Genomic DNA, 25,490 nt, shown 5'->3' with positions numbered 1-25,490 from the left:
AAGGGATGCGAGCCGCGCTTATGGCGCGGCGCGGTCGGCCGTTTCCGGCGGGCAGGGCGCTTCCGTGCTGCTGCCCGGCATAGGCACGAAGCCGGTGACTTCGAGACCGTAGCCCGACATGCTGCCGAGGCGGCGCGGCTTCGAAAGCACCTGCATGCGTCCCACGCCGAGTTCGCGCAGGATCTGCGCGCCGATGCCGTAGGTCTTGAAGTCCACCGGCCGGCGTGCGAGCGCCTCCGCGCGCTCTTTCTGGTCGAACGCCTTGAAGACGTCGACCAGATGTTCCTTGCTCTCGCCGCAGTTGAGCATGACGATCACGCCGAGATCGCGCTCGGCGATCTCGCGCATGGCGGCGTCGAGCGTCCACGAATGCGTGGACGAGCCCGTTTCCAGCAGATCGAGCATCGACAGCGGCTCGTGCACGCGCACCGGCGTGTCCGTGTCCGCCGTCGGCGTGCCGCGCACCAGCGCGATGTGCGGCGTGCCCGTGGGCTGATCGACATACATGACCGCGCGGAACGCGCCGTGGGCGGTCTGCATGGTGCGCTCGGCCACGCGCTCGACGATCGATTCGGTGCGGCTGCGATAGTGGATCAGGTCGGCGATGGTGCCGATCTTGATGCCGTGCTCCTGCGCGAACTCCATGAGGTCGGGCAGGCGCGCCATCGTGCCGTCGTCGTTGATCACTTCGCAGATGACCGAGGCGGGCGTGAGGCCCGCGAGCGCCGTGAAGTCGCAGCCCGCTTCCGTGTGGCCGGCGCGCACCAGCACGCCGCCCGGCTGGGCCATGATCGGGAACACATGGCCCGGCTGCACGATGTGCTCGGCCCGCGCGTCGTGCGCGACGGCCGTGAGGATCGTGCGGGCGCGGTCGGCGGCCGAAATGCCCGTGGTGACGCCTTCCGCCGCCTCGATGCTGACCGTGAACGCCGTGCCGTACTGCGTGCCGTTGCGCTGGGTCATGAGCGGCAGGTTGAGCAGCTTGCAGCGCTCTTGCGTGAGCGTGAGGCAGATCAAACCGCGGCCGTACTTCGCCATGAAGTTGATGGCTTCGGGCGTGACGAATTCCGCTGCGATGACGAGGTCGCCCTCGTTCTCCCGGTCTTCTTCGTCGACGAGGATCACCATCTTGCCGGCTTTAAGCTCGGCAATGATCTCAAGGGTGGAGGAGAGCGTCATGGTGGGAATCTGGCTGGAAAGCGCACATTTTACGCCACGCGGGCGGGCGCGTCGCCCTGAACGGGGGCGATGCGGCGGGTTTTGGGGACCTGGAGCACCGCGCTGAGGCAGCGCCGGATGCGTTCAGGCGCGGACCGACGCCGATCAAGGCCTGGCGGAGCCTGGCCGAACGGCTAGCTGCCCCTCGCGTGGCGTCGTCGCCACAATAGTAACGTTTGACGTTATTAACGTGAGGCGTTACTATGACAATTGTTTCGTTTGCCTGCCGCGACACCGCGGCGCTCTTTGCGGGGCGCCGGATTCCGCGCTTTGTTGCGATCGAGGCGGTGGCCATGCGCAAGCTCCAGCAGGTGCACGCCGCGGTCACGCTGTCGTTTCTGCGCGTGCCGGGTCGTCGGCAGGAGCCGTCGAATGGCGATCTCGCGGGTTCATACAGTATTCGTATTAACGGGCAATGGCGTATCTGCTTCGATTTCGCGAACGGTGAGGCTTCGCAGGTCCGCATCATCGACTATCACTGAGGTGATTCTTATGACACGAGACGTCCCGCTCGCCACGCCCGGCGAGATCCTCGACGAAGACTGGCTCAAGCCGCTCGGCGTGAGCCAGTACGCGCTCGCCAAGGCGATCGGCGTGCCGCCGCGCCGCATCAATGAGATCGTGCTCGGCAAGCGCGCGATCACGGCCGACACGGCGGTGCGCCTCGCGGTCTACTTTGGCACCGACGCGCGCAGCTGGATGGAACTTCAGGCGCATTACGACACCGAGCGCGCGCGCGAGGAACTGGCCGAGATCCTCGCGAATATCCAGCCGCACGCGCGCGCTGCTGCCGCTGCCGTTGTCGCCGATACGTGAGCCGCGTGAGCGGCGCGCCGACGCTTAACGCAGCAGCACGTCGTCGGCGAGACCTTTCGTGAGTTCCAGCGCCTGGCGCTCGAACAGCCGGCGGTACAGGCCGTTTTCGCGTCGCACGAGCGCGTCGTGCGTGCCTTCCTCCACGATGCGCCCGCGCTCCAGCACCAGCAGCCGGTCGAGCGCGCGCACGGTCGACAGGCGGTGCGCCACCACCACGGTCGTGCGGCCCACCATCAGCCGTTCCATCGCCTGCTGGATCAGCACTTCGCTTTCGCTGTCGAGGCTCGAGGTCGCTTCGTCGAAGATCAGGATCGGCGCATTCGCGAGAAACGCGCGCGCGATCGCCACACGCTGACGCTCGCCGCCCGACAGCTTCACGCCGCGCTCGCCCACCAGCGTGTCGTACCCCTGCGGCAGCGCCATGATGAAGTCGTGCGCGCTTGCCTGCTGGGCCGCGTGGACGATCTCGGCGTGCGTCGCGCCGGGCCGCGCATAGGCGATGTTCTCCGCGAGCGAGCGGTGGAACAGCACTGGCTCCTGCTGCACGATGGCGATCTGCGAGCGCAGCGAAGCCTGCTGCACGCGCGCGATATCCTGATCGTCGATCGTGATGCGGCCTTCGGAGACGTCGTAGAGCCGCTGGATCAGCTTGATCAGCGTGGTCTTGCCGGAGCCCGAATGGCCGACGAGGCCCACGCGCTCGCCCGGCGCGATGCGCAGCGTCAGGTTCGAGTAGAGCGCGGCGTTCTGCGCGCCGTAGCGGAACGTCATGTTCTCGAAGCGGATGTCGCCACGGTCGATCACGATCGGCGGCGCGGCGGGCGCGTCCTCGATGCCGAGCGGTTCCGTGTCGAGCATCACGAGTTCTTCCATGTCGTTGACCGAGCGCTGCAGATTGCGCACGTGCATGCCCACGTCGCGCAGATAGCCCTTGAGCAGGAAGAACAGCGTGAGCGCGAACGTGATGTCGCCGACGCTCGCGAGGCCGCGCGCCCAGAGCAGCAGCGCCGCGCCGAGAATGGCCGCCTGCATCGCCACCAGCAGCGCGCCCTGCACGCCGCCGTTGAAGGTGCCGCGCCGCCACGTGCGGCGCGTGCGGCTGTCCCACTTGGCGATCACGCGTGCGAGCCGCGACTCCTCGCGCGTTTCCGCGCCGAAGGCCTTGACGACGGCGTTGCAGGAAATCGCGTCGGCGAGCGCGCCGCCCATCTTCGTGTCCCACTGGTTCGCGAGCCGCGCGGACGGCGCGACATAGAACAGCGAGAGCGACACGGTGATCGCCAGATAGATCGCCGAGCCGAGCCCCACGACGAGGCCCATCACATGCCACTGGATCGCGAGCAGGGCGGTCGAGCCGACCAGCATCACGAGCGACGGAAATAGCGCGACGAGCAGCGTGTCGTTGAGCAGGTCGAGCGCCCACATGCCGCGCGTGATCTTGCGCACGGTCGAGCCCGCGAAGCTGTTCGCGTGCCAGTCGGTCGAGAAGCGCTGCACGCGGTGAAACGCGTGCGTGGCGACGCCGCTCATCATCTTCAGCGTGAGCACGATGATGTTCTGGAACGCGGCCTGGCGCATCAGCGTGCCGCCGAGTCCGAGCGCCGTGAGCGCACAGAACGCGATCACGGCCGCGTGCCATGCGGCGCCGTTGCTGCCCGCGGCGTCGTGCGCGAGCGCGTCGACGAGCTGGCCGGCGTAGTGCGGCGTGAACACGTCGGCGAGTGCGCCGAGCAGCGCGGTCAGCGCGACGGCGCTCACGCGCAGCGGCTGGCGCGTCCAGTGCCGGTAGGTAAAGCCGAGCACGTGGCGGAACGTTTGTCCGCCGGTCACTTTTTGTTTGTCTTGGTCAGCCATGGGATGGCGCTTCGTGCCGTGGGGCGCGAAGACTTCTTCGTGAATGCGAAAAAAGGCGGCGCAAAGCAGCAAAATCGCGAAACGCAGCGAAGATCCGCGGATTACGCGGCGAAAAACAGATCGCGCGCCGGCTCGAAAGCCGAACGCAAGCAGGCTGGATCGCGGAAAAAACGGCGCGGCAAAATCGGGCCGCGCGAATTGCGCCGGACTACGGCAGTGCGGGAAGCAGGAGGTGCGCGCGAGGCGCCATCACCCGAACTCGCAGCATCTCGGCAGTGGTTTCAATCGTTGCCATCTTTGCCTCCTTGTTCGAAGTCGGGTGAGAAAACCGCAACGCGCCGGACGGCGCGTGTGCGAGTAAGGTATGAAGTTTATCAGCGCTACTGAATTTCTGCTGGCCCATTCGCGCCAACATTCGCGCGCCAGAGTGGTGCGCGAATGGGCCGATTAATCGGGCGATCAATCGAGCGATTAATCAAACGATCAATCAGCCGATCAACCTCAAACCGAAGGCTTGGCCGACACGCCCGCCGACAGCATGCGCTCCACGTAGCGCGCGATCAGATCGATTTCCAGATTCACCTTCGTGCCCGCCGCGAGATGCTTGAGCGTGGTGACGTCCACGGTGTGCGGAATCAGGTTGATCGAGAATTCGCAGCCGTCCGCGCGATCGTCGACCGAATTCACGGTCAGGCTCACGCCGTTCACGGTGACCGAGCCCTTGTACGCCAGATAGCGGCCGATCTCGACGGGCGCGAGAATGCGCAGCTCGTGCGACTCGCCCACGGGCGCGAAGCGCGTGACCGTGCCGAGGCCGTCCACGTGGCCCGAGACGATATGGCCGCCGAGCCGGTCGTGCGCGCGCAGCGCCTTTTCCAGATTCACTTCGCCCGTGTCGGCGAGACCGACGGTGCGGTTCAGGCTCTCGCGCGACACGTCGACGTCGAACGTGGTCGCCGATTTGTCGATGACGGTCATGCACGCGCCCTGGATGGCGATGCTGTCGCCGAGTTGCACGTCGTCGAGGCCGAGGCCGCCCGCGTTGACGCTCAGGCGCACGCCCGCGTCGGCGTCGCCGCCGAGCGGCTTGATCGATTCGATGCGGCCCACGGCCGCGACGATTCCGGTAAACATCTGGCTGTCCTCTAGCTGTTCGTTCAGGGTGTTCGGGAGAATCATGATGCGTCGTCCTCTTGCGCGTCGTGCCCATCGTGTTCTTCGTGGGCTTCGCGCTGCACGACGCGCGCGAGCACGCGCAGGTCGTCGCCGACGCGATCGACGCTATGGAACGCGAGACGCGTGCGCGCGTCGAGCGAATCGGGCGCGGCCAGATCGGCCATGCCGAGCGACTGCGTGCCGAGCAGCGAGGGCGCGAGATAGACGAGCAGTTCGTCGACGCAGCCTTCGCGCAGCAGCGAGCCGTTGAGCTTGTAGCCCGCTTCCACGTGCAATTCGTTGACGCCGCGCGCCGCAAGCTCCGTGAGCATCGCGGGCAGGTCGACCTTGCCGTGCTCGTTGCCGAGCGCGACGATTTCCGCGCCGCGCGCGCGCAGCGCTTCGGCGCGTTCTTCGGTGCTCGCGTCGAGCTTCGAGCAGAACACGAGCGTGGGCGCGCCCACGAAAATTTGCGAGAGCGGCGACGCGTCGAGGCGGCTGTCGATCAGCACGCGTTTGGGCTGGCGCGGCGTGTCGATCGCGCGCACGGTCATGCGCGGATCGTCTTCCTTCACGGTGCCGATGCCCGTGAGAATGGCCGAGGCGCGCGCGCGCCAGGCGTGGCCGTCGGCGCGCGCGGCTTCGCCCGTGATCCACTGGCTTTCGCCCGAGGGCAGGCCGGTGCGGCCGTCGAGCGTGGCCGCCACTTTCATGCGCACCCACGGACGCTTGCGCGTCATGCGCGAGACGAAGCCGATGTTCAGTTCGCGCGCTTCCTTGGCGAGCAGGCCGCAGCGCACGTCGATGCCCGCGTCGCGCAGGATCGATAGGCCGCGCCCGGACACGAGCGGATTCGGATCTTCCATCGCCGCGATCACGCGCGCGACTTTCGCTTCGATCAGCGCGTTCGCGCACGGCGGCGTGCGGCCGAAATGGCTGCACGGTTCGAGCGTCACGTAGGCCGTCGCGCCGCGCAGGTCGTGGCCGCGCGTGCGCGCGTCCTTCATCGCCTGGATTTCGGCGTGATCGAAACCGGCGGGCTGGGTGAATCCTTCGCCGATCACCGCGCCGTCCTTGACCAGCACGCAGCCGACGCGCGGATTCGGATCGGTGGTGTAAAGGCCGCGCGTCGCGAGGGCGAGCGCGCGTTCCATGTGGACGAAATCGGCTTGCGAGAACATCGTCGTGCTTTCTCCGCGGCGGCGGTCGGGTAGGGTGGACGGGGCGTGCGCCCCGTCGTCGGCTGAGGGTTCGGCGGCTTTCGCGCGGACCTTACTTCGCTGCGTTTTCGGCGGCGAAGGCGCGGCGCGCGGCGGCGATCGTCTCGTCGAGGATCGCGTCGTCGTGCACGCTCGACACGAAGCCCGCTTCGTACGCCGAGGGCGCGAAGTACACGCCCGCGTCCAGCATCTGATGGAAGAAGCGGTTGAAGCGCGCGACGTCGCTTTTCGTGACTTCGGCGAAGCTGCCCGGCACCTTGTCGGCGAAATAGAGGCCGAACATGGCGCCCACCGAATCGGCGACGAACGGCACGTTCGCTTCACGCGCGGCCTGCGAGAGACCTTGCGCCAGACGCGCGGTCTTCGCGCTCAGGTCTTCGTAGAAGCCGGGCGCCTGGATCAGTTGCAGCGTCTTGAGGCCCGCCGCGACGGCGATCGGGTTGCCCGAGAGCGTGCCCGCCTGATAGACGGTGCCGTTGGGCGCGAGGTGGTCCATGATTTCGCGACGGCCGCCGAATGCCGCCGCCGGCATGCCGCCGCCGATCACCTTGCCCAGACACACGAGGTCGGCTTCCACGCCGTAGAGCGCTTGAGCACCGCGAAGGCCGACGCGGAAACCGCACATCACTTCGTCGAAAATCAGCACGCTGCCGTGCTTCGCCGTCAGGGCGCGCAGCGTGTGGATGAACTCGGGCGTGGCCTTCACGAGGTTCATGTTGCCCGCGACCGGTTCGATGATCACGGCGGCGATCTCGTCGCCGAACGCTTTGAACGCTTCTTCGAGCGCCGCGACGTTGTTGTATTCGAGCACGGTGGTGTGCTTCGCGGTATCGACCGGCACGCCCGCGGACGTGGGGTTGCCGAACGTCAGCAGGCCCGAGCCGGCCTTCACGAGCAGGCTGTCGGCGTGGCCGTGGTAGCAGCCTTCGAACTTGACGATGCGGTCGCGCTTCGTGAAGCCGCGCGCGAGACGCAGCGCGCTCATGGTCGCTTCCGTGCCGCTCGACACCATGCGCACCTGTTCCATCGACGGCACGATCTTGCAGATTTCCTCGGCGATCTCGATCTCGGCTTCGGTCGGCGCGCCGAACGAGAAGCCGTTGGCGAGCACGCGCTGCACGGCTTCGAGCACTTCGGGATGCACGTGGCCGACGATCATCGGGCCCCACGAACCGATGTAGTCGATATAGCGCTTGCCTTCGGCGTCCCAGAAATACGCGCCTTGTGCGCGCTCGACGAAGCGCGGCGTGCCGCCGACCGAGCGGAACGCGCGCACGGGCGAGTTCACGCCGCCCGGAATGGTGCGCTGGGCGCGTTCGAAGAGAGCCTGGTTCGTGGTGTTGGACATGGGTGCTGGACCTGCGAGAGTGGTGGAGCGCGCAAACGCGCGGCCGGGTGGTCTCGCGCGTCGTCGACGGGCCCATGCGGCGTCGCGGGCGTGGCATGCGTCACGCGCGGCGCGGGCGATGGGGCGGTTCTCCCGAAATTGTACCGGAGTCGCGCCGAACGGGCCGGGGGCCGGAACCGGTGCCGAAGCGGCACAGAAGCGGCACAGAAGCGGCACAGAAGCGGCACAGAAGCGGCGCGGGCGGGCGCGGCGGCGTGTCAGCGCGGCGGCGGCCGGCGCGGTGCGGTGCGCGTTTTGGCGCCTTGCGTCGCGCTTTTGCGCGCGGGGGCGGGGGCTTCGGTTTGCGGCGGTGGAGTCAGGCGCGGGCGGACCTGGGGCGAGCGGGTTTGCGTCAATTCGGCGCGGTCTGTGTGGGTTTTCGCGCGGGTTTTCGTCTTGTCGTTTGCGCTGTCCTTCGTTGCCACGGCCGCCGCCACGCGTGCCGCTTCGTAGGCGTGCATCGCCGCGATGGCGGCTGCCGGCATCGGCCGCTTGCCCGTCAGTTCGGCCCAGCGCTTTTCGAGCGGACCCTCGGCGACCGGCTTGATGACCGTGCCCGAGCTTTGCGCGTCCCACGTCTGCACGGAGAACGGATGCACGCGCAGCGCGCCGCGCGCGATCGCCACCTGCTCGTGCGCATCGACGAGCCAGTCGTAGACGAAATCGATGCAAAGCCTGTAGCCGCGCTTGTAGGCCGGATCGGGCACCTCGTAGGGCGCGCGGGTCACGTAGCCCGAGCCGAACAGGCCGCGCGGCTCGCTCGCGACGCGGTGCAGGAACACGCGGTCGCCGGGCAGGATGCCGCGCGCGAAGCCGCAGCCCCACGTGTCGGCGACGGCCTCGCCCGCCTGCACGCGGCGCGCGAAGTCAGGCAGTTCGGGCCAGGGCCACTTCTTGGGGCTCCAGATCAGCAGAAAGGCGGTCATAGACGGCGGAAAGAAAGGGACGCGATGTGGCTGAGCGGGCGGACGGCAGAGCGACGGTCGATGCCGCCGCAACGACAGGCGCAATATCAAGCACCGATGCCAAGCGCGCAGCTTAGCGCAAGCGCGTGCGCCGCGCGGCCTTGGCGCAGCGAAGCGGATTGAACCGGACCGGGCGCGAAATGAACACGAAAGGCGCGGAAAGGGCCGCGAATGGCTGCTCGGTTACAATGCTTCGGCTCCGTCGCCGTTTTATTCGTCCGTTTTTTGCGTCGATTTTGCGTCGTTTCGCGCCGCTTCATGCAGCACGAATGCCGCGCCGATGCAGGACCTTGGCGGCCCATGACACCGAGACCGCGCCCACGCGCGCGGTTCGTTCCAGCTGGATCCCATGTCCCATTCCACGCGAAGCCGGCCCGATGGCCGGTTGATCCTGTTGCTCGGCGCGCTCGCCGCCTGCGGCCCGCTCGCCACCGATATGTATCTGCCGAGCCTGCCCGCCATCGCGCAGTCGTTCGGCGTCACGGCGTCCGCCGCCGCCGCCACGCTCACGAGTTTCATGGCCGGTTTCTCGATCGGCATGCTGCTGTACGGCCCGGTCTCCGACGCCTATGGCCGTCGTCCGGTGCTGCTCGGCGGCATCGCGCTTTTCACGCTCGCGAGCGTCGCGTGCTGGCTCTCGTTCTCGATCGGCTCGCTGACCATCGTGCGTTTCCTGCAGGCGCTCGGCGCGGGCGCGGCCTCGGTGCTCGCGCGGGCGATCGCGCGCGATGCCCACGCGCCCTCGGACGCCGCCAAGGTGCTCTCGATGGTCGCCATCGTCACCTCGGTCGGGCCGCTGCTCGCGCCGCTCATCGGCGGACAGTTGCTGCTGATCGGCGGCTGGCGCGTGGTGTTCGTCGCGTTGACGCTGTTCGGCGTGGTCTGCGCGGTGGCCGCGTGGCTGCGCGTGCCCGAAACCTGGCCGGCCGAGAAGCGCGAGAGCGCCGCCGTGCTGCGCTCGTTCGCGGCGTACGGACGTCTGCTGCGCGATCCGCTCGTCTGGGGCCATATGTTGTGCGGCGGCATGGCGTTCGCGTCGATGTTCACCTATATCTCGGCGACGCCGTTCGTCTATATCGAGTACTTCCACGTTTCGCCGCAGCACTACGGTCTGTTCTTCGGCATGAACGTATTCGGCATCATGCTCGGCAACTTCCTCAACACGCGGTTCATCGGCCGTCTGGGCACGCTGCGCATGGTGTCGATCGCGTCGATGGTGAGCGTCGTCGCGTCGTTCTTCGTCGCGCTGATGTGCGTGACGGGCTGGGGCGGTTTGTGGTCGATCGTGACCGGCCTGTTCTTCGTGGTCAGCGTGGTCGGGCTGCTCGGCGCGAATTGCGCGACCGATCTGATGTACCGCTATCCGCAGAACGCGGGCGCGGCCGCCGCCGTGTTCGGCGCGGCGCAGCTCGGGCTCGGCGCGCTCGCGAGCGCGGTGGTCGGCTGGTTCCCGGGCGTGTCGCCGTTCGGCATGGGCTGCACGATCGGCGTCTGCGGCGCGCTGACGTGGGTCGGGCGACACCTCGTCGTGAAGTGGCACGCGCATCCGGCGCCGGGTTGATCGCGTCGCGGGGCTGTGCGGTGCGGTTCAATCGCAACTAACAGCCCCGACGTGTGCGCACCGGCCACGCGAGAGAGAGCAGGGTGGCTGTGGGGCCGAAAAGCCGGAACGTGTGAATGTGTGACAGCGTGAAAGCGTGAAAGCGTGAATGCGTGAAAGCGTGAAAGCCGGAAAACGAAAAAGGCCGGAAAGCAAACGGGACGTCCATAGACGTCCCGTTTTGCTTTTGCGCCACCGCCACGCGGGCATGGCCGCGCGGGGTGATTCGCGCAGCCTGCGCCACGCGAACCGTGCAACTTACTCCCGCGGCGTCGGCGACGCCCCGTGGCTCAGCCAGTCGAGCACCGCCGACGCATCGTCGTCCGCGTGCTCGCGCGCCTGCGCCACCGCGTTGCTGACGTCGTTATCGGGCGAGGCACGGCGAATCGCCACGCCCACCGCGAGCACGTCGATCATCAGCAGATGCAGGATGCGCGAGATCATCGAAAGCTGCGACTCGCGCATCTCGATGTGATCGGTTTCGAGCGCCACGGTCGCGCGCTTGGCGAGCGGCGTGTTGCTTGAGGTGATCGCGATCACTTTCGCGCCGGCCTGCATCGCCACGTCGAGCACGCGCAGCAACTCGGGCGCGCGTCCCGACTTCGATACGGCCACGATCACGTCGCCCTTGCCGAGCAGCGCCGCCGACGCCGCCTGCATGTACAGGTCGCCATACGCGATGGTCGGAATGCCGAAGCGGAAGAACTTGTAGTGCGCGTCCTGCGCGACGATGTGCGAGTTGCCGAGACCGTAGAACTCGATGCGGCGCGCGCTGTTGAGCAGCGAAATGGCCTGCTCGACGTGCTCGAAGTTCAGATGCTCGCGCAGTTGCAGGATGGCCGATACGGTGTTGTCGAGCACCTTCGCGCCGAAGTCCGTCGCCGTATCGCCGAGATGCACCTGGCTGTGGCTGACCGGAATCGTGCCGGTCAGACCGGTCGCGAGCTTGAGCTTGAAATCGGACAGACCCTGGCAGCCCAGCGAGCGGCAGAAGCGGATCACGGTCGGCTGGCTCACGTCGGCCTTGCGCGCGATATCGACGATCGGATCGTTGATGATCGAGCGCGGATGGTTCAACGCGAGATCGGCCACGCGGCGCTCGGCCGGCGTGAGCGCGTCGCGCATCTGGCGGATGCGCTCGAACACGGCCGACGAGCCGCCGCCCGCGCGGTTCGACAACTGCTCGGCGAGGATCGCGGAGACGCCCAGAAACGCCGGATATTCCGCCGTGATGACGTAAGTCGGCACGTTGGCGAGATAGACGTCGAAGCGGCCCTTGGCCTCGAAACGCTGGCGGAACGACGAGTTCATGAACAGCTCGCCCAGACGTCCCACCACGCCGCCGCCGATGTAAATGCCGCCCAGCGCGCCGAGCGTCACGGCGATATTGCCCGCGAAGCTGCCGAGAATGCCGCAGAAGCATTCGACGGTTTCGAGCGCGAGGGCTTCGCCGTCATGGGCGCGTTTCACGACTTCGGCCGGGTTGATATCAGCGGCCACTTTCTTCTTGTCGCGGGCGGCGAGCGCGCGATAGATCAGCTCGACGCCCGGACCCGCGCACACGCGTTCGAACGACACATGCGGCCACTTGGTGCGCGCGTACTGGAGCACGATGTCCTCGCGCTCGTCCTGCGGCGAAAAGCTCGCGTGGCCGCCTTCGCTGCCGAGCGCGATCCAGCGGTCGTCGGCGGGAATCAGGCCCGAGACGCCGAGGCCCGTGCCCGGACCGAGCAGACCGATCACGCTGTTCTGACGGCGCTGGCCGCCGCCGACCTGGACGCGCTGCGCGTCGGTCAGGCCCGGCAGCGCCATCGCGAGCGCGGTGAAGTCGTTGACGACCAGCAGCGTGTCGAAGCCGAGCGCGCGGCGCGTGGCTTCGATCGAGAAGGTCCAGTCGTGATTGGTCATGCGGACCTGGTCGCCGTCGACCGGATTCGCGATGGCGATCGCCGCATGATTGACGCGGCCGATCTTCGTGTCCTTCAGATACTGCTGGATCACCTCGGCGACGCCCGGATACTGCGCGCACGGATAGACGCGCACCTGGCCGATATCGCCCGGTGCGGTTTCCAGCGCGAAGCGCGCGTTGGTTCCGCCGATATCGGCGAGCAGCCGCGCTCCATCGGCGTGCTGGCCCGCGCCAGGGGCGGATTTGTTAGGCGCACCAGTAGACATCGAGTCTCACTCCCTTGTCGTTCGCCAGTTTCGAAATGGCGTTTTTCTGTTCTGTCGCGGCTGCTTGCTGCAGCACGTCGAGTTTGCGCTGTCCCGCGATCAGCAGGAACAGGCGGTCCACCTGGCGCAGCGCCTGCATCGACCACGAGACGCGCGCGTGCGGCGCGGCCTGCGGATGCACGGCGACGAACGGGCGCGGCGTGGTGATGGCTTCGTGCCACTCGGGCGCGTCGGCGAAGATCGAGGCCGTGTGGCCGTCCTCGCCCATGCCGAGCACGGCGACGTTGGGCAGCAGGCGTTGCGGATCGGCGTTGAGCGCGGCCACGTGCGCGTCGAGATCCTGCGCGACGTCGACGAGCGGCAGGAAGCGCGCGCTGGCCGCTTCGTTCTTCAGCAGCGTTTCGTGCGCGAGGCGCGCGTTGCTGGCCGAATCGCTTTCCGGCACCCAGCGGTCGTCGACGAGCGTGACGTCGATGTGCGACCAGTCGAAGCGATGCGTCGACAGGGTTTCGAGAAACGGACGCGGGCTCGTGCCGCCCGAGACAGCCAGCGTTGCACGCCGCGCACCGGTGCCGGGCGCGGCTTGCAGAGCGGTGAGCGACGCATGTAGCGCATCGCCCACGGCTCGCGCCAGCGCGTCGGATTGGACGCGCGGGTCGTCGAATACGTGAAGCTCGATCACTTCTCCTCCAGGCTGCTTTTTTGTAGGTCTGCGGGGTGTTTCATCTGTGCGTTCCTGCCTGCGCGCGGCCCGGCAAGGCCGCGCCGCGCGCGTCGATTCTCTTGCCTCAATTCACTCGCCTCAATTCTCTTCTTCGAGCCAGCAGGTGCCGTGCTGCGCCAGCATCGCGCTCGCCGCCGCCGGGCCCCACGTGCCCGCCGCGTACGGCTTGGGCGCGCGCGTGGCCGCGGTCCACTCGTTGAGGATCGGCTCGACCCACTTCCATGCGGCCTCCTGCTCGTCGCGGCGCACGAACAGCGCAAGGCGTCCGTTGATGACGTCGAGCAGCAGACGCTGATACGCCTCCATCTGCCCTTCGCGGAAGAACTGGTCGAACGCGAGATCCAGATGCACGCTCGCGAGATTCATGCCTTCGCCGGGCTGCTTGGCGAGGCAGTACAGACGTATCGTTTCGTTCGGCTGCAGGCGGATCACGAGGCGGTTCGAACCGGGGCGCAGCGCCGTGGGACCGAGCGCCGAATGCGGCACCGGGCGGAAATTCACGACGATCTCCGCGACGCGGTCGGCCAGACGCTTGCCGGTGCGCAGGAAGAAGGGCACGCCGGCCCAGCGCCAGTTTTCGATCTCGACCTTGAGCGCCACGAAGGTTTCCGTGTGGCTGTCGGGCTTCACGCCTTTTTCGGTCGCGTAGGCCGGCACCGGCGTGCCGCGGATCACACCCGCGTGATATTGGCCGCGCACGGCCATCTTCTGAATCTCGTTCGGATCGATGGGCTTGAGCGCGCGCAAGACGCGCAGCTTTTCATCGCGCACCGAATCGGAATCCATCGAGTGCGGCGGCTCCATCGCGACGATCGAGAGCAGCTGCAGCAAATGGTTCTGCACCATGTCGCGCAGCGCGCCGGTGTTGTCGTAGAAGTCGCCGCGCGCTTCCACGCCCAGTTCTTCGGCGATGGTGATCTGGATGCTCTCGACCCATTCGCGGCGCCACAGCGGCTCGAACAGCGCGTTGCCGAAACGCAGCGCGAGCAGGTTCTGCACGGGCTCTTTGCCGAGGTAGTGGTCGATGCGGTAGATCTGTTCTTCCGCGAAGATTTCGCCCACGGCGTCGTTGATCGCATTCGACGACTTGAGGTCGTAGCCGAGTGGCTTTTCCAGCACGATGCGCGAGTTTTCGTTCAGGCCGACGGCGGCGAGCGCGCGGCAGATCGGCACGAACAGCGACGGGCCCGTGGCCAGATAGAACACGCGGATGCCGGGCAGCGCGGCGATGCCGTCGCGCAGATGCGTGAAGTCTTCGGCGCGCGAAAGGTCGAGCTTCACATAGGCGATGCGTTCGAGAAAGCTCGCCCACGCGGCTTCGTCCAGACCGTTCTTCGAGACGTGCGGCTTGACGTGCTCCTCGACCCACTGAAGGTAGTGGGCGCGGTCGTCCTCATGACGCGCGACGCCCACGATCTTGCCCGACTCCGCGAGCATGCCCGAGCGGTGCGCCTCGAACAGCGCAGGCAGGATCTTGCGCATCGCCAGGTCGCCGGTGGCGCCAAAGAGCACGAACGTAAAACCCGAATCGGTAGGGAATTGCATAGTCTCCGTCACAGTCCTGAGGGGGCCGCGGAACAAGGGTGAAGCGTGCGCCGGCGCAATGCCGGGCGGGCTCCGTCGGGCGGCCGTAGTCCGATAAAATTTTTTTTGACACTGAATTGTAGTTTAACTACAATCCAAATCAAGAGGTAACGTTCATTCGATGAAAAAAGTGCTGGGAAGCGCGGCGCAGTGCGGGTTTGCGGCGTGTGTGCGGAGGTTTTGCACAGCAGTTTTTCGCGGGCGGACGGAACGTCCCTCATGTTAACGGACAATGGATTCGTCCATGTACGAGCCGGGCGCGGCAACAGACGCCTGGCGGTGGGATGTTCGGCCGCGTGACGCGTGCGGCGCCTCGACTGGCTGCGCACGTCGACCATGCGAACGCGGCCGGTGAAAATCAAAAGAGGAGACAGTCTTTGCATTCCGAACCACTCATCTCTTGAGCGTCCAGCGGCCGGACACCGGCCCGCGGCCCGCGCGCATCTAAAGACAATACGCGCGCGCGGTACTCCGGCGCCCGTCCGTCCCGTGTTTTGCCTGTTTTAAGCCTGTTTGAACCACACGCACCCTGGCGACATCAGGGGCCAACCGTTTTTTGTTCAGGTGTCTGGAGGAGATAAGCAATGAAATTCCGAGCGATCATGGGCGCCCTGTGCGCAGCAGGTCTGATGGGCGGCGTCGCCACGGCGCAAGCTGCCGAGTCGATCGAAGTGCTGCACTGGTGGACGTCGGGCGGCGAGTCGAAGGCCGTCGGCGTGCTCAAGGACGACATGCAGAAGCAGGGCTATACCTGGAAGGACTTCGCCGTTGCAGGTGGCGCGGGTGCTGCAGCCATGACGGCACTCAAGACCCAGGTGATTTCGGGCAATGCGCCGAGCGCGGCCCAGATCAAGGGCCCGCTGATCCAGGAATGGGCGGAGCAGGGCGTGCTCGCCCCGATCGACTCGGTCGCGGGTGACTGGAAGGCCAACCTGCCGCCGCAGATCGACAAGATCATGCACGCGGACGGCCACTACGTCGCCGCGCCGTTCTCGGTGCACCGCGTGAACTGGGTGTGGATCAACAAGGCTGCGCTCGACAAGGTCGGCGCCAAGGTCCCGACGACCTGGCCGGAATTCTTCGCCGTCGCCGACAAGCTGAAGGCAGCGGGCATCCAGCCGGTCGCAGCAGGCGGCCAGCCGTGGCAAGACCTGACGCTGTGGGAAGACGTGGTCCTCTCGCAGGGCGCGGACTTCTACAAGAAGGCGATCGTCGATCTGGACCAGAAGACGCTGACGTCGGCGCAGATGGTCGGCGTGTTCGACACGGTCCGCAAGATCGAGTCGTACATGGATAACGGCCGCACGGGCCGCGACTGGAACCTGGCCACGGCCATGGTCATCAACGGCAAGGCCGGCATGCAGTTCATGGGCGACTGGGCCAAGGGCGAGTTCGCGAACGCGAACAAGAAGCCGGGCACGGATTACGTCTGCGCGCCGGTGCCGGGCACGTCGAAGGCCTACACTTTTAACGTCGACTCGTTCGTGTTCTTCCAGCAGAAGGGCCAGAAGGCGGCAACGCCGGGCCAGCTCGCGCTCGCGAAGACCATCATGAGCCCGGCGTTCCAGGAGCAGTTCAGCCTGTACAAGGGTTCGATTCCGGTCCGTCTGGGCGTGGACATGAGCAAGTTCGACGAGTGCGGCAAGCAGTCGTACGCGGATGAGCAGACGGCCATCAAGGCCGGCGGCTACGTGCCGTCGCTCGCACACGGCATGGCGCAAGCCGACGCAACGGCCGGCGCGATCACCGACGTCGTCACGAAGTTCATGAACTCGAACCAGGATTCGAAGAGCGCGGTGGAAGCGCTCGCGAAGGCTGCGAAGACGAAGTAAAGCCGCACGACAGCAGTCGTTTGCTGTCTTGAAGCAAGCAGGGTGTGCCCGCGCGGCACACCCTGGACATGACGGTTCAGCCCGAACCCCATCATTCGTGTGAAAGCCCGCGCGCTTTTGCACCGTACCAGGAGTTGCGCAGTGACTGCTTCTCTTAGCGGCAACGGCAAGGCGGCCACGCCTGCCACCCGCCGCGCGTCGCCGATGGCGGCGCTCGCCGACCGCTGGATCCCGAAGCTGGTGCTTTCGCCCAGCGTCCTGATCAGCATTGTTTTCGTCTACGGTTTCATTCTGATCACCGGCTATCTGTCGTTGTCGAATTCGCGACTGATGCCGCGCTACGACTTCGTGGGCCTGGATCGTTACCGCGAGCTGTTCGCCAATGACGTCTGGTGGACGTCGGCGCAGAATCTCGGCTGGTTCGGCATCCCGTTCATCGCCGTCTGCGTCGCGCTTGGCCTGTTCCTCGCCATCCTGCTCGACCAGCAGATCCGCCAGGAAGGCGCGCTGCGCGCAGTGTTCCTCTATCCGATGGCGCTTTCGTACATCGTGACGGGCACGGCATGGCAGTGGATCTTCAACCCCGACATGGGTCTGCAGCAGGTGCTGCACCAGTGGGGCTGGACGAGCTTCCAGCTCGACTGGCTCAACGACCCGGACAAGGCCATCTTCTGTATCGTCGTGGCCGCGGTCTGGCAATCGACGGGCTTTTGCATGGCGCTGTTCCTCGCGGGCCTGCGCGGTGTCGATAGCGAAATCTTCAAGGCCGCCCAGGTGGATGGCGCGACGCTGCCCACGATCTACCGCAAGATCGTGATTCCGAGCATGCGTCCGGTGTTCTTCTCGGTGCTGCTGATCCTGTGCCACATCACGATCAAGACGTTCGACCTCGTCGTCGCGCTGACTGCGGGCGGTCCGGGCACGTCGTCGTCGCTGCCGGCCATCTTCATGTACACGTTTTCGTTCAACCGCGGGCAACTCGGCGTGGGCGCAGCCTCGTCGATGATGATGCTCGCCACCGTCGTGGCTGTGCTCGTGCCGCTGATGTATCTGGAATCGAGGAGCACGCGCAATGCAGCCTAAGATGAAGCTGAGCCGTGTGTTCGTGTACGCGGCGCTGATCCTGTTCGCGTTGTACTTCCTGTTCCCGCTGTACGTGATGCTGTCGACGTCGTTCAAGTCGCTCGACCAGATCCACTCGGGCAACATGCTGACGCTGCCGACGAGCCCGACCTTCGCGCCGTGGATCAAGGCGTGGAGCGAGGCCTGCACGGGCGTGCGCTGCGACGGTATGCAGCCGTTCTTCATGAACTCCGTGAAGATGGTGATTCCGGCCGTGCTGATCTCGTCGATCATCGGTGCGTTCAACGGCTACGTGCTCACGCACTGGCGCTTCCGCGGCGCCGACGCGCTGTTCACCATGCTGCTGGTCGGCTGCTTCATTCCGTTCCAGGCGATCCTGCTGCCGATGGCGCGTCTCGAAGGCTTCTTTGGCCTCTCGAACACGATCGGCGGGCTGGTGCTGGTGCACGTCGTGTACGGCATCGCGTTCACCACGATGTTCTTCCGCAACTTCTACGTGAGCGTGCCGGCCGAACTCGTGAAGGCCGCACGCATCGACGGCGCCGGGTTCTTCATGATCTTCTCGCGCATCATGATGCCGCTGTCGCTGCCGATCTTCATGGTGTGCCTGATCTGGCAATTCACGCAGATCTGGAACGACTTCCTGTTCGGTATCGTGTTCTCGGGCGTCGATTCGATGCCGATCACGGTGGCGCTGAACAATCTCGTGAACACCTCCACGGGCGTGAAGGAATACAACGTCGACATGGCCGGCGCGATCATCGCCGCGCTGCCCACGCTGCTCGTCTACGTGATCGCCGGCCGCTACTTCGTGCGCGGTCTCACGGCGGGCGCGGTGAAGGGTTAAACCTGTCGGTCGGGGCGGGCGCGAGCGCCGGCCCCGGTCTCATGCGCGATAGCGCGCAGTGATCAAAAGGATTCATAGCATGGCAAGCCTTTCCATTCGCGACGTCTACAAGACCTACCCGAACGGGGTGCCCGTCCTCAAGGGCGTCAATATCGATATCGAAGACGGCCAGTTCCTGATTCTGGTCGGCGGCTCGGGCTGCGGGAAATCGACGCTGCTCAACATGATCGCGGGTCTCGAAACCGTGACCAAGGGCGAGATCTGCATGGACGGCAAGGTCGTCAACGATCTCTCGCCGAAGGATCGCGACATTGCGATGGTGTTCCAGTCGTACGCGCTCTATCCGTCGATGACGGTGCGCGAGAACATCTCGTTCGGCCTGAACATCCGCAAGGTGCCGAAGGCCGAGCAGACGCAGATCGTCGACCGCGTGTCGAACATGCTGCAGATTCAGCATCTGCTCGACCGCAAGCCGGGCCAGCTCTCGGGCGGCCAGCGTCAGCGCGTGGCAATGGGCCGTGCACTGGCGCGCGATCCGATCATGTTCCTGTTCGACGAGCCGCTGTCGAACCTCGACGCGAAGCTGCGTATCGAGATGCGTTCGGAAATCAAGCTGCTGCATCAGCGCGTGGGCAAGACGATCGTCTACGTGACGCACGACCAGATCGAAGCGATGACGCTCGGCGACCGCATCGCCGTGATGAAGGACGGCATCGTTCAGCAGTTCGGCGCGCCGCAGGATATCTACGACTCGCCCTCGAACCTGTTCGTGGCAGGCTTCATTGGCGCGCCGCCGATGAACTTCATCAACGGCAAGCTGGTGGAGCAGGGCTCGGGCGTGGGCCTCGAACTCGACACGGGCGTGGCGCGCAATGTGCTGAACCTGCCGTTCGAAGCGAACAAGCTGCGCAGCTACATCGGCCAGGAAGTGGTGCTGGGTCTGCGCCCGGAGCGCATTACCGACGCGCGCAGCTCGCACGACGGCCACGGCCACGAACTGCAACGCCACACCGTGAAGGTGGACGTGATCGAGCCGACCGGCCCGGACACGCTGGTGTTCGCGCAAGTGAACGGCAAGCGTGTGGTGAGCCGCGTGCACCCGGGCGCGAATCCGCAGCCGCTCAACAACATGGACCTGCTGTTCGACGTGTCGAAGGCGGTGCTGTTCGATCCGAAGACGGAGGAGCGCATCGCTTAAGCGGTGCTGCTGCGAAGGCGCTGCTGCCAGCTGATGCAGTTGCGCCGATGCAAAGCCTCACGCGTGGCATGCGCGTGGGGCTTTTTTATTTGGATTCCCCGCTTTCCTTGATTGCCCGATTGAAGACCGCGCGGACTAGCTGGTCACGACAAACGGCCGCTCGACGATTTCGTGGAACGTGCTTGGCAGCGCCGCGCTCAGGCGTGCCGTGTAGGCGCGATGGCTCTGCGCGATTTGCCGAAGTTTGACGCCCGTGGCCTTCGAAAGCGTGTAGGCGCCTTCGAGTTCGTCGAGCTGCGCGAGCAGGATCTTGAGTTCGGCGCTGGCTGGCGAATCGGCGTTGGACAGCGTGCGCTTGAGACGCGCGCGCAGCGCGATGGCCTTGTCGAAGTCGGCGATGCGCCCCATGACGCGCGCGAACAGCCAGATGGCGGCCATCAACGTGTCGAAGGCGCCAAACTCTCTCAGGTATCCCAGGAAAATGTCGGTCATGTGGCTCTCGCTTTCCATTCGTTCAGCACTACGCCTGCGCCATCGTAGGCGATGGCCCACCAGAATGGATGGTAGGGAATGACGTCTTTTACCGATTCGCTCAAGGAAGCTAAAACAAGATAAAGCCATCCGGCCGTGCCCACGACAGCGGCCCAGACGCCGGCTTGCGCGAGGCGTTGATCGAGCCAGCCGCGGCGGCTGGACACGATCCCGGACTCCGGCGCCGAAAGCGAAGTCAGATCCGTCAACGCGATGAAAAGAGCGATGCCGCCCGCGGCGAGCGAGCTGGGAAAGAAGGCGTCGCTGTCGCTCTGGCCGAGCGCGACGCGCAACAGGTACTCGACGCCGCCCATCAGAATGGGCAGCGCATAGACGAGCTGGCGCGAGGTGGTGTGAAGGCCGTTGGCGGTCATGGCGGCGTGGCGCGGCGTTACGTTGAGCATCGATCACGGATACCGATGACCATAACGAAACGCGGCCGCGCGCAACAGCTAGCCGGATGGCGTAGGAGGAACGGGAGACGAGACGCGAACGCGCTGCGCCATCGTCACGCCACAACAGTCACGCCATCGTTGTTACGGATGCGCAGCGTGGTGAGGATGATGCCCATGCCCGCCGCCATGCGGCTGGAGCAGCACGAGCACCGCGCCCGCGCCGCCGTCGTGCGGCCGCGCCTGGCAGAACGCGATCACTTCTTCCTTCTGCACCAGCCACGCGCGCACCTTGCCCTTGAGCACCGGCTCCTTGCCGACCGAGCCCAGCCCCTTGCCGTGAATCACGCGCACGCAGCGCAGCCCGCGCTTGCCGGCTTCGCGGATGAACGCCTGCAGTGCCTCGCGCGCTTCCTCGCGGCGCATGCCGTGCAGGTCGAGCTGCGCCTGGACGATCCACGTGCCGCGGCGCAGCTTCTTCACCACTTCCTCGCTGATGCCGGGGCGGTGGTAGTAGAGCGTGTCGTCGGTGTCGAGGAAGGCTTCGGGGTCGAAGTCGTCTGAGATGGCTTCGTGCAGCACGGCCTGTTCGTCGCGCTGGGTCTGGAGCGGCAGCGGCACGGGCGACGCGCGGCGCGGCTGCGCGCGCGTCGGCTGCTTGAGCGGCGCGATCTGGCCGATCTCGCGACGGAACAGGTCGCTGTCCGCCGCGGCTTCCACGCGCGCGGCCTGGGCGGCGACACGTTGCTGCTCGCGCTGGCGCGTCTGCACCTTGAGCGCATCGCGCAGGCTGCCGAGACCGGCGAAGCCCGTCTGCGCCTTGCCGGCGTCCGGCGAGGCGTCGGGCGCCGCCGGCGCGGGTGCGGCGGCGGGGCGGGGTGTGGCGGGGCGCTTGGGCTCGCCCGGATGGGGCACGTTCTTGGGCATGGCGAAAGGCGCTCGATGGACGCGCGTTCGACGTAGAACGCGCGCGATGGAAAACGGCAACTCAACGGCTGCGCGACCCGGCTGCGCGGCCGGACGGGCGCGCGCCAGGCGCTCACGCGGAACGCCTGAAAAACCAAAAAACAAGGGCCGCCGGCTGGCTGGCCGCGGCCCTCGTGGCGTGCGCCGTCGGACCGACGGGCACTATTTTAGCGGCTGAGTGCCGCTGGACGGCTTGCTGGACAGCTTAGCGGTCGGCTTCGGCGCTCATCACGTGCGGCTGCGAGATCTCGTTGATGGTCTCGAGATAGCGCTGCGCGTCGAGCGCGGCCATGCAGCCCGTGCCGGCGCTGGTGATGGCCTGGCGATAGACGTGATCCTGCACGTCGCCGGCCGCGAACACGCCGGCCACGCTCGTGCCGGTGGCGTTGCCGTTCAGGCCGCCGTTCGTGATGATGTAGCCGTTCTTCATCTCCAGCTGGCCTGCGAAGATGTCGGTGTTCGGCTTGTGGCCGATCGCCACGAACACGCCTTGCAGGTCGAGGTCGGTGGTTTCGCCGGTCTTCGCGTTCTTGATGCGCAGGCCGTTCACGCCGCCTTCGTTGCCCTTGACTTCGTCGAGCACGTGGTCCCACTTGATGTCGACGACGCCTTCCTTTTCCTTCTCCAGCAGGCGGTCGATCAGGATCGGCTCGGCGCGGAACTTGTCGCGGCGGTGGATCACGGTGACCTTCTTCGCGATACCCGAGAGGTACAGCGCTTCTTCGACAGCCGTGTTGCCGCCGCCGATCACGGCGACGTGCTGGTTACGGTAGAAGAAGCCGTCGCAGGTCGCGCAGGCGGACACGCCGCGGCCCATGAACAACTCTTCGCTCGGCAGGCCGAGGTATTGCGCCGACGCGCCGGTCGCGATGATCAGCGAATCGCAGGTGTACTCGCCCGAGTCGCCGATCAGGCGGATGGGCTTTTCGTCGAGCTTGGCCGTGTGGATGTGATCGAACACGATTTCCGTGTTGAAGCGCTCCGCGTGCTCCAGAAAGCGCTGCATCAGCTCGGGGCCTTGCACGCCGTTCGGGTCCGCGGGCCAGTTTTCCACGTCGGTCGTGGTCATGAGCTGGCCGCCCTGGGCGAGGCCGGTGACGAGCAGCGGCGAGAGGTTCGCGCGCGCGGCGTAGACGGCTGCCGTGTAGCCGGCGGGGCCGGAACCGAGAATCAGGACTTTGGCGTGTTTGGTTGCGGACATGATCGAATTCCGTTGATGGCGCTGCGTGGCGCGTCTTGTGGTGCGCCGCGCTGCTGCCGGATTTGCGGTCGGCCGCCCGGTGTTGCGGCGGGGCTTACGCAGGTAAGTTGGGCATCAGCCCGCAATTATAAAGGTCGGGGCCGATCGCCGCTTCATGAAGCTTTCCGATCGGCGCGATAGCCTTGTGGCCGTGGCGGAGGCCGTCGCCGCGCCGCCGTTGTCAGTTACCCTCATTTACAGCGTCGCGCCGCCGGGGCTCAAACATCGCGTTTACAATAGGCCGGATCGGACGACGGCGTCCGCGCGCCCGCCGGCCCCGCCAGCGGCGTCCGGCACGCCAAAGCATCGAGAATCACCAGGATTCAATGGCCAAAGCACCCTTTACCGCGCAGGCGCAGGCATTGCCGCATCGCATGTCGCGCCTTTTCACCGAAATCCGCTGGATCTTGCAGGTCGCGCTCGGCGTGTTCCTGCTGATGGCGCTCATCAGCTACAGCCGCCACGATCCGAGCTGGACCCATGCCGCCCAGGTCGACCACATCTCGAACTGGGCGGGGCGCGTCGGCGCGCGCACCTCGGACATCCTGCTGCTGCTGTTCGGCCTGTCCGCCTACTGGTGGCTGGTGCTGCTCGGCCGGCTGATTTCGGCGAACTATCGCCGCATCACGCGCCACGAAACCCTGCGCGACGATGACGACGAAGACAAGCCGCGCGACATCAGCTGGGTCGCCGAAGGCTTCGCGTTCGTGCTCGTCATGCTGTCGAGCTGCGGCATCGAGGCGCTGCGCATGTGGTCGCTCAAGGTGCAATTGCCGCAGACGCCCGGCGGCGTCGTGGGCGGCGCGGTCGCGCGTGCGGTCTCGAACGCGCTCGGCTTCACCGGCGGCACGCTCGCGATGCTGATCGCGCTGGCGATCGGTCTGTCACTGTATTTCCGCTTCTCGTGGCTCTCGGTGGCCGAGAAAGTGGGCGAATCGCTGATCAACGCCGTCACGCTCGCCAAACTGCGCCGCGAGGAACGCAGCGACCGCAAGCTCGGCGAGGCCGCCGCGGTCAAGCGCGAGGGCAAGGTCGAGCGCGGCCGCGTCAAGATCGAGGAGCACGAGCCGGTCACGATCGTGCCGCCCGTGGTCACGCCGCAGCGCTCGGAACGCGTGGAGAAAGAGCGCCAGGTGCCGCTTTTCACGGATCTGCCCGGCGATTCCACGCTGCCGCCGATCTCGCTGCTCGACGCCGCGCCCGCGAGCCAGGAAACCATCTCCGACGACACGCTCGAATTCACCTCGCGCCTGATCGAGAAAAAGCTCAAGGACTTCGGCGTGGACGTGGCCGTCGTGGCCGCCTATCCGGGCCCGGTCGTCACGCGCTACGAGATCGAACCCGCCACGGGCGTGAAGGGCAGCCAGATCGTCAATCTGGCCAAGGATCTCGCGCGTTCGCTCTCGCTCGTCTCGATCCGCGTGGTCGAAACGATTCCGGGCAAGAACTGCATGGCGCTCGAACTGCCGAACTCGCGCCGCCAGACCGTGCGCCTGTCGGAAATTCTCGGCTCGGCGGTCTACGCGGACGCGTCTTCGGCGCTCACCATGGGCCTCGGCAAGGACATCGGCGGCAAGCCCGTGTGCGCCGATCTCGGCAAGATGCCGCACTTGCTGGTGGCCGGTACGACCGGTTCGGGCAAGTCGGTCGGTATCAATGCCATGATCCTGTCGCTGCTCTACAAGGCGAGCGCGGAACAGGTGCGCATGATCCTGATCGACCCGAAGATGCTCGAAATGAGCGTCTACGAAGGCATTCCGCATCTGCTTTGCCCGGTCGTGACCGACATGCGCCAGGCCGGCAACGCGCTGAACTGGACCGTCGCCGAGATGGAGCGCCGCTACAAGCTCATGAGCAAGCTGGGCGTGCGCAATCTCGCGGGCTACAACAACAAGATCGAAGAGGCGAACAAGCGCGAGGAAAAGATTCCGAACCCGTTCAGCCTCACGCCGGACGACCCGGAACCGTGCCAGAAGCTGCCGCACATCGTCGTGGTGATCGACGAACTCGCGGACCTGATGATGGTGGTCGGCAAGAAGGTCGAGGAACTGATCGCGCGGATCGCGCAGAAGGCGCGCGCGGCGGGCATCCACCTGATTCTCGCCACGCAGCGTCCGTCGGTGGACGTCATCACGGGGCTGATCAAGGCGAACGTGCCGACGCGTATCGCGTTCCAGGTGTCGTCGAAGATCGACTCGCGCACGATTCTCGACCAGATGGGCGCGGAATCGCTGCTCGGCATGGGCGACATGCTCTACCTGCCGCCGGGCACGGGCCTGCCGGTGCGCGTGCACGGCGCGTTCGTCGCCGACGACGAGGTGCATCGCGTTGTCGACAAGCTCAAGGAGCAGGGCGAGCCGAACTATATCGAGGGCATTCTCGAAGGCGGCGTGGCGGGCGAGGGCGACGAAGGTTCGGCGTCCGCGTCGGGCACCGGCGACGAGTCCGATCCGCTCTACGACCAGGCCGTCGAAGTGGTCATCAAGAACAAGCGTGCGTCGATTTCGCTCGTGCAGCGTCATCTGCGCATCGGCTATAACCGGGCGGCGCGGCTGCTCGAACAGATGGAGCAGTCGGGACTCGTTTCGGCGATGTCGTCGAGCGGCAACCGCGAGATTCTCGCGCCCACGCGCGACGCCGACTAAAGGCGCTCAAGCCGTGTGCGGGCGACCTGCCCGCGCGGCCTTCCACGCTATCCATTTC

20 protein-coding genes and 1 pseudogene are annotated in these 25,490 nt (G+C 66.2%); 8 read left to right on the top strand and 13 right to left on the bottom strand.

Annotated features, from left to right (window positions below):
* Positions 1 to 18: 18 nt before the first annotated feature.
* On the bottom strand, positions 19 to 1,179 hold the full coding sequence (gene ribBA / locus U4Y88_RS08470) for a bifunctional 3,4-dihydroxy-2-butanone-4-phosphate synthase/GTP cyclohydrolase II (RefSeq protein ID WP_224004419.1): 1,161 nt from the start codon (positions 1,177 to 1,179) through the stop codon (positions 19 to 21).
* Positions 1,180 to 1,421: 242 nt separating this feature from the next.
* Here ribBA and U4Y88_RS08465 point away from each other — a divergent pair, with 242 nt between their 5' ends.
* Both U4Y88_RS08465 and U4Y88_RS08460 read left to right on the top strand, forming a co-directional pair.
* Positions 1,422 to 1,700 (top strand): type II toxin-antitoxin system RelE/ParE family toxin, encoded by a 279-nt coding sequence (locus tag U4Y88_RS08465; protein WP_321783339.1) that lies wholly within the window; start codon positions 1,422 to 1,424, stop codon positions 1,698 to 1,700.
* 10 nt (positions 1,701 to 1,710) lie between these two features.
* Positions 1,711 to 2,034 carry a HigA family addiction module antitoxin gene (locus tag U4Y88_RS08460; protein ID WP_321783337.1) on the top strand — a complete coding sequence of 108 codons (324 nt, stop codon included), beginning with the start codon at positions 1,711 to 1,713 and terminating at the stop codon, positions 2,032 to 2,034.
* Between the two features lie 24 nt (positions 2,035 to 2,058).
* On the opposite strand, the gene U4Y88_RS08455 is transcribed toward U4Y88_RS08460, so the two are convergent.
* From U4Y88_RS08455 to U4Y88_RS08435, 5 genes and pseudogenes are all read right to left on the bottom strand, one after another.
* A complete protein-coding gene (locus tag U4Y88_RS08455) occupies positions 2,059 to 3,888 on the bottom strand; it encodes an ABC transporter ATP-binding protein (protein WP_310630291.1) in 1,830 nt (609 codons plus the stop codon).
* A 501-nt stretch (positions 3,889 to 4,389) separates the two neighbouring features.
* Positions 4,390 to 5,022 carry a riboflavin synthase gene (locus U4Y88_RS08450; RefSeq protein WP_321783425.1) on the bottom strand — a complete coding sequence of 211 codons (633 nt, stop codon included), beginning with the start codon at positions 5,020 to 5,022 and terminating at the stop codon, positions 4,390 to 4,392.
* 41 nt (positions 5,023 to 5,063) lie between these two features.
* Positions 5,064 to 6,224, bottom strand: a complete 1,161-nt coding sequence (ribD, locus tag U4Y88_RS08445) for a bifunctional diaminohydroxyphosphoribosylaminopyrimidine deaminase/5-amino-6-(5-phosphoribosylamino)uracil reductase RibD (RefSeq protein ID WP_224004405.1) — start codon at positions 6,222 to 6,224, stop codon at positions 5,064 to 5,066.
* Between the two features lie 91 nt (positions 6,225 to 6,315).
* Complete coding sequence (gene hemL, locus U4Y88_RS08440) at positions 6,316 to 7,611, bottom strand: glutamate-1-semialdehyde 2,1-aminomutase (protein WP_224004402.1); 1,296 nt, start codon at positions 7,609 to 7,611, stop codon at positions 6,316 to 6,318.
* A 518-nt stretch (positions 7,612 to 8,129) separates the two neighbouring features.
* Positions 8,130 to 8,576 (bottom strand): annotated as a pseudogene (locus tag U4Y88_RS08435) (hypothetical protein); the annotation flags it as partial.
* Between the two features lie 388 nt (positions 8,577 to 8,964).
* Between U4Y88_RS08435 and U4Y88_RS08430 the strand changes: the two are divergent.
* The gene (locus U4Y88_RS08430; protein WP_224004396.1) at positions 8,965 to 10,176 is read left to right on the top strand and encodes a Bcr/CflA family multidrug efflux MFS transporter; all 1,212 of its coding nucleotides are present in this window, start codon (positions 8,965 to 8,967) and stop codon (positions 10,174 to 10,176) included.
* A gap of 297 nt (positions 10,177 to 10,473) precedes the next feature.
* Here U4Y88_RS08430 and U4Y88_RS08425 read toward each other — a convergent pair whose 3' ends face one another.
* The 3 genes from U4Y88_RS08425 to zwf form a co-directional block, all read right to left on the bottom strand.
* The gene (locus tag U4Y88_RS08425) at positions 10,474 to 12,390 is read right to left on the bottom strand and encodes a bifunctional transcriptional regulator/glucokinase (protein ID WP_321783335.1); all 1,917 of its coding nucleotides are present in this window, start codon (positions 12,388 to 12,390) and stop codon (positions 10,474 to 10,476) included.
* Positions 12,371 to 13,072, bottom strand: a complete 702-nt coding sequence (gene pgl / locus U4Y88_RS08420) for a 6-phosphogluconolactonase (protein WP_224004390.1) — start codon at positions 13,070 to 13,072, stop codon at positions 12,371 to 12,373. Before pgl ends, U4Y88_RS08425 begins: the two co-directional genes overlap by 20 nt.
* A gap of 120 nt (positions 13,073 to 13,192) precedes the next feature.
* Positions 13,193 to 14,659, bottom strand: coding sequence for a glucose-6-phosphate dehydrogenase (zwf, locus tag U4Y88_RS08415; protein ID WP_224004387.1), 1,467 nt, complete (start codon positions 14,657 to 14,659; stop codon positions 13,193 to 13,195).
* Positions 14,660 to 15,282: 623 nt separating this feature from the next.
* Between zwf and U4Y88_RS08410 the strand changes: the two genes are divergently transcribed.
* The 4 genes from U4Y88_RS08410 to U4Y88_RS08395 all read left to right on the top strand — a co-directional run bounded on the left by U4Y88_RS08410 (position 15,283) and on the right by U4Y88_RS08395 (position 19,658).
* A complete protein-coding gene (locus tag U4Y88_RS08410; RefSeq protein ID WP_224004384.1) occupies positions 15,283 to 16,530 on the top strand; it encodes an ABC transporter substrate-binding protein in 1,248 nt (415 codons plus the stop codon).
* A 141-nt stretch (positions 16,531 to 16,671) separates the two neighbouring features.
* Positions 16,672 to 17,613 (top strand): carbohydrate ABC transporter permease, encoded by a 942-nt coding sequence (locus tag U4Y88_RS08405; protein WP_224004381.1) that lies wholly within the window; start codon positions 16,672 to 16,674, stop codon positions 17,611 to 17,613.
* Positions 17,603 to 18,460 (top strand): carbohydrate ABC transporter permease, encoded by an 858-nt coding sequence (locus U4Y88_RS08400; protein WP_224004378.1) that lies wholly within the window; start codon positions 17,603 to 17,605, stop codon positions 18,458 to 18,460. Before U4Y88_RS08405 ends, U4Y88_RS08400 begins: the two co-directional genes overlap by 11 nt.
* Positions 18,461 to 18,539: 79 nt before the next feature.
* Positions 18,540 to 19,658 carry an ABC transporter ATP-binding protein gene (locus tag U4Y88_RS08395; protein WP_224004375.1) on the top strand — a complete coding sequence of 373 codons (1,119 nt, stop codon included), beginning with the start codon at positions 18,540 to 18,542 and terminating at the stop codon, positions 19,656 to 19,658.
* 135 nt (positions 19,659 to 19,793) lie between these two features.
* On the opposite strand, the gene U4Y88_RS08390 is transcribed toward U4Y88_RS08395, so the two are convergent.
* The 4 genes from U4Y88_RS08390 to trxB all read right to left on the bottom strand — a co-directional run bounded on the left by U4Y88_RS08390 (position 19,794) and on the right by trxB (position 22,748).
* Positions 19,794 to 20,150: a hypothetical protein gene (locus U4Y88_RS08390; RefSeq protein ID WP_321783333.1), complete on the bottom strand. Its 357-nt coding sequence runs from the start codon at positions 20,148 to 20,150 to the stop codon at positions 19,794 to 19,796.
* On the bottom strand, positions 20,147 to 20,593 hold the full coding sequence (locus tag U4Y88_RS08385) for a hypothetical protein (protein ID WP_321783331.1): 447 nt from the start codon (positions 20,591 to 20,593) through the stop codon (positions 20,147 to 20,149). Before U4Y88_RS08385 ends, U4Y88_RS08390 begins: the two co-directional genes overlap by 4 nt.
* Before the next feature lie 132 nt (positions 20,594 to 20,725).
* Complete coding sequence (locus U4Y88_RS08380; protein ID WP_321783329.1) at positions 20,726 to 21,508, bottom strand: Smr/MutS family protein; 783 nt, start codon at positions 21,506 to 21,508, stop codon at positions 20,726 to 20,728.
* Positions 21,509 to 21,752: 244 nt separating this feature from the next.
* The gene (trxB, locus tag U4Y88_RS08375; RefSeq protein WP_224004362.1) at positions 21,753 to 22,748 is read right to left on the bottom strand and encodes a thioredoxin-disulfide reductase; all 996 of its coding nucleotides are present in this window, start codon (positions 22,746 to 22,748) and stop codon (positions 21,753 to 21,755) included.
* Positions 22,749 to 23,113: 365 nt separating this feature from the next.
* Here trxB and U4Y88_RS08370 point away from each other — a divergent pair, with 365 nt between their 5' ends.
* Positions 23,114 to 25,432, top strand: a complete 2,319-nt coding sequence (locus U4Y88_RS08370) for a DNA translocase FtsK (RefSeq protein ID WP_321783327.1) — start codon at positions 23,114 to 23,116, stop codon at positions 25,430 to 25,432.
* Positions 25,433 to 25,490 lie beyond the last annotated feature (58 nt).

The sequence above is a fragment of the Paraburkholderia sp. J94 genome (genome assembly GCF_905220285.1).
Lineage (GTDB): Bacteria > Pseudomonadota > Gammaproteobacteria > Burkholderiales > Burkholderiaceae > Paraburkholderia > Paraburkholderia tropica_A.
This window is presented reverse-complemented; position numbering and strand designations above follow the sequence as displayed.

Bases quoted from the DNA above. Each gene is read 5' to 3' on its own strand.
- hemL (WP_224004402.1), bottom strand. From the start codon at position 7,611: ATGTCCAACACCACGAACCAGGCTCTCTTCGAACGCGCCCAGCGCACC.
- U4Y88_RS08460 (WP_321783337.1), top strand. From the start codon at position 1,711: ATGACACGAGACGTCCCGCTCGCCACGCCCGGCGAGATCCTCGACGAA.
- U4Y88_RS08385 (WP_321783331.1), bottom strand. From the start codon at position 20,593: ATGCTCAACGTAACGCCGCGCCACGCCGCCATGACCGCCAACGGCCTT.
- U4Y88_RS08395 (WP_224004375.1), top strand. From the start codon at position 18,540: ATGGCAAGCCTTTCCATTCGCGACGTCTACAAGACCTACCCGAACGGG.
- ribD (WP_224004405.1), bottom strand. From the start codon at position 6,224: ATGTTCTCGCAAGCCGATTTCGTCCACATGGAACGCGCGCTCGCCCTC.
- ribBA (WP_224004419.1), bottom strand. From the start codon at position 1,179: ATGACGCTCTCCTCCACCCTTGAGATCATTGCCGAGCTTAAAGCCGGC.
- U4Y88_RS08465 (WP_321783339.1), top strand. From the start codon at position 1,422: ATGACAATTGTTTCGTTTGCCTGCCGCGACACCGCGGCGCTCTTTGCG.
- U4Y88_RS08450 (WP_321783425.1), bottom strand. From the start codon at position 5,022: ATGTTTACCGGAATCGTCGCGGCCGTGGGCCGCATCGAATCGATCAAG.
- U4Y88_RS08430 (WP_224004396.1), top strand. From the start codon at position 8,965: ATGTCCCATTCCACGCGAAGCCGGCCCGATGGCCGGTTGATCCTGTTG.
- U4Y88_RS08380 (WP_321783329.1), bottom strand. From the start codon at position 21,508: ATGCCCAAGAACGTGCCCCATCCGGGCGAGCCCAAGCGCCCCGCCACA.
- zwf (WP_224004387.1), bottom strand. From the start codon at position 14,659: ATGCAATTCCCTACCGATTCGGGTTTTACGTTCGTGCTCTTTGGCGCC.
- trxB (WP_224004362.1), bottom strand. From the start codon at position 22,748: ATGTCCGCAACCAAACACGCCAAAGTCCTGATTCTCGGTTCCGGCCCC.
- U4Y88_RS08390 (WP_321783333.1), bottom strand. From the start codon at position 20,150: ATGACCGACATTTTCCTGGGATACCTGAGAGAGTTTGGCGCCTTCGAC.
- U4Y88_RS08455 (WP_310630291.1), bottom strand. From the start codon at position 3,888: ATGGCTGACCAAGACAAACAAAAAGTGACCGGCGGACAAACGTTCCGC.
- U4Y88_RS08370 (WP_321783327.1), top strand. From the start codon at position 23,114: ATGGCCAAAGCACCCTTTACCGCGCAGGCGCAGGCATTGCCGCATCGC.
- U4Y88_RS08400 (WP_224004378.1), top strand. From the start codon at position 17,603: ATGCAGCCTAAGATGAAGCTGAGCCGTGTGTTCGTGTACGCGGCGCTG.
- U4Y88_RS08425 (WP_321783335.1), bottom strand. From the start codon at position 12,390: ATGTCTACTGGTGCGCCTAACAAATCCGCCCCTGGCGCGGGCCAGCAC.
- U4Y88_RS08410 (WP_224004384.1), top strand. From the start codon at position 15,283: ATGAAATTCCGAGCGATCATGGGCGCCCTGTGCGCAGCAGGTCTGATG.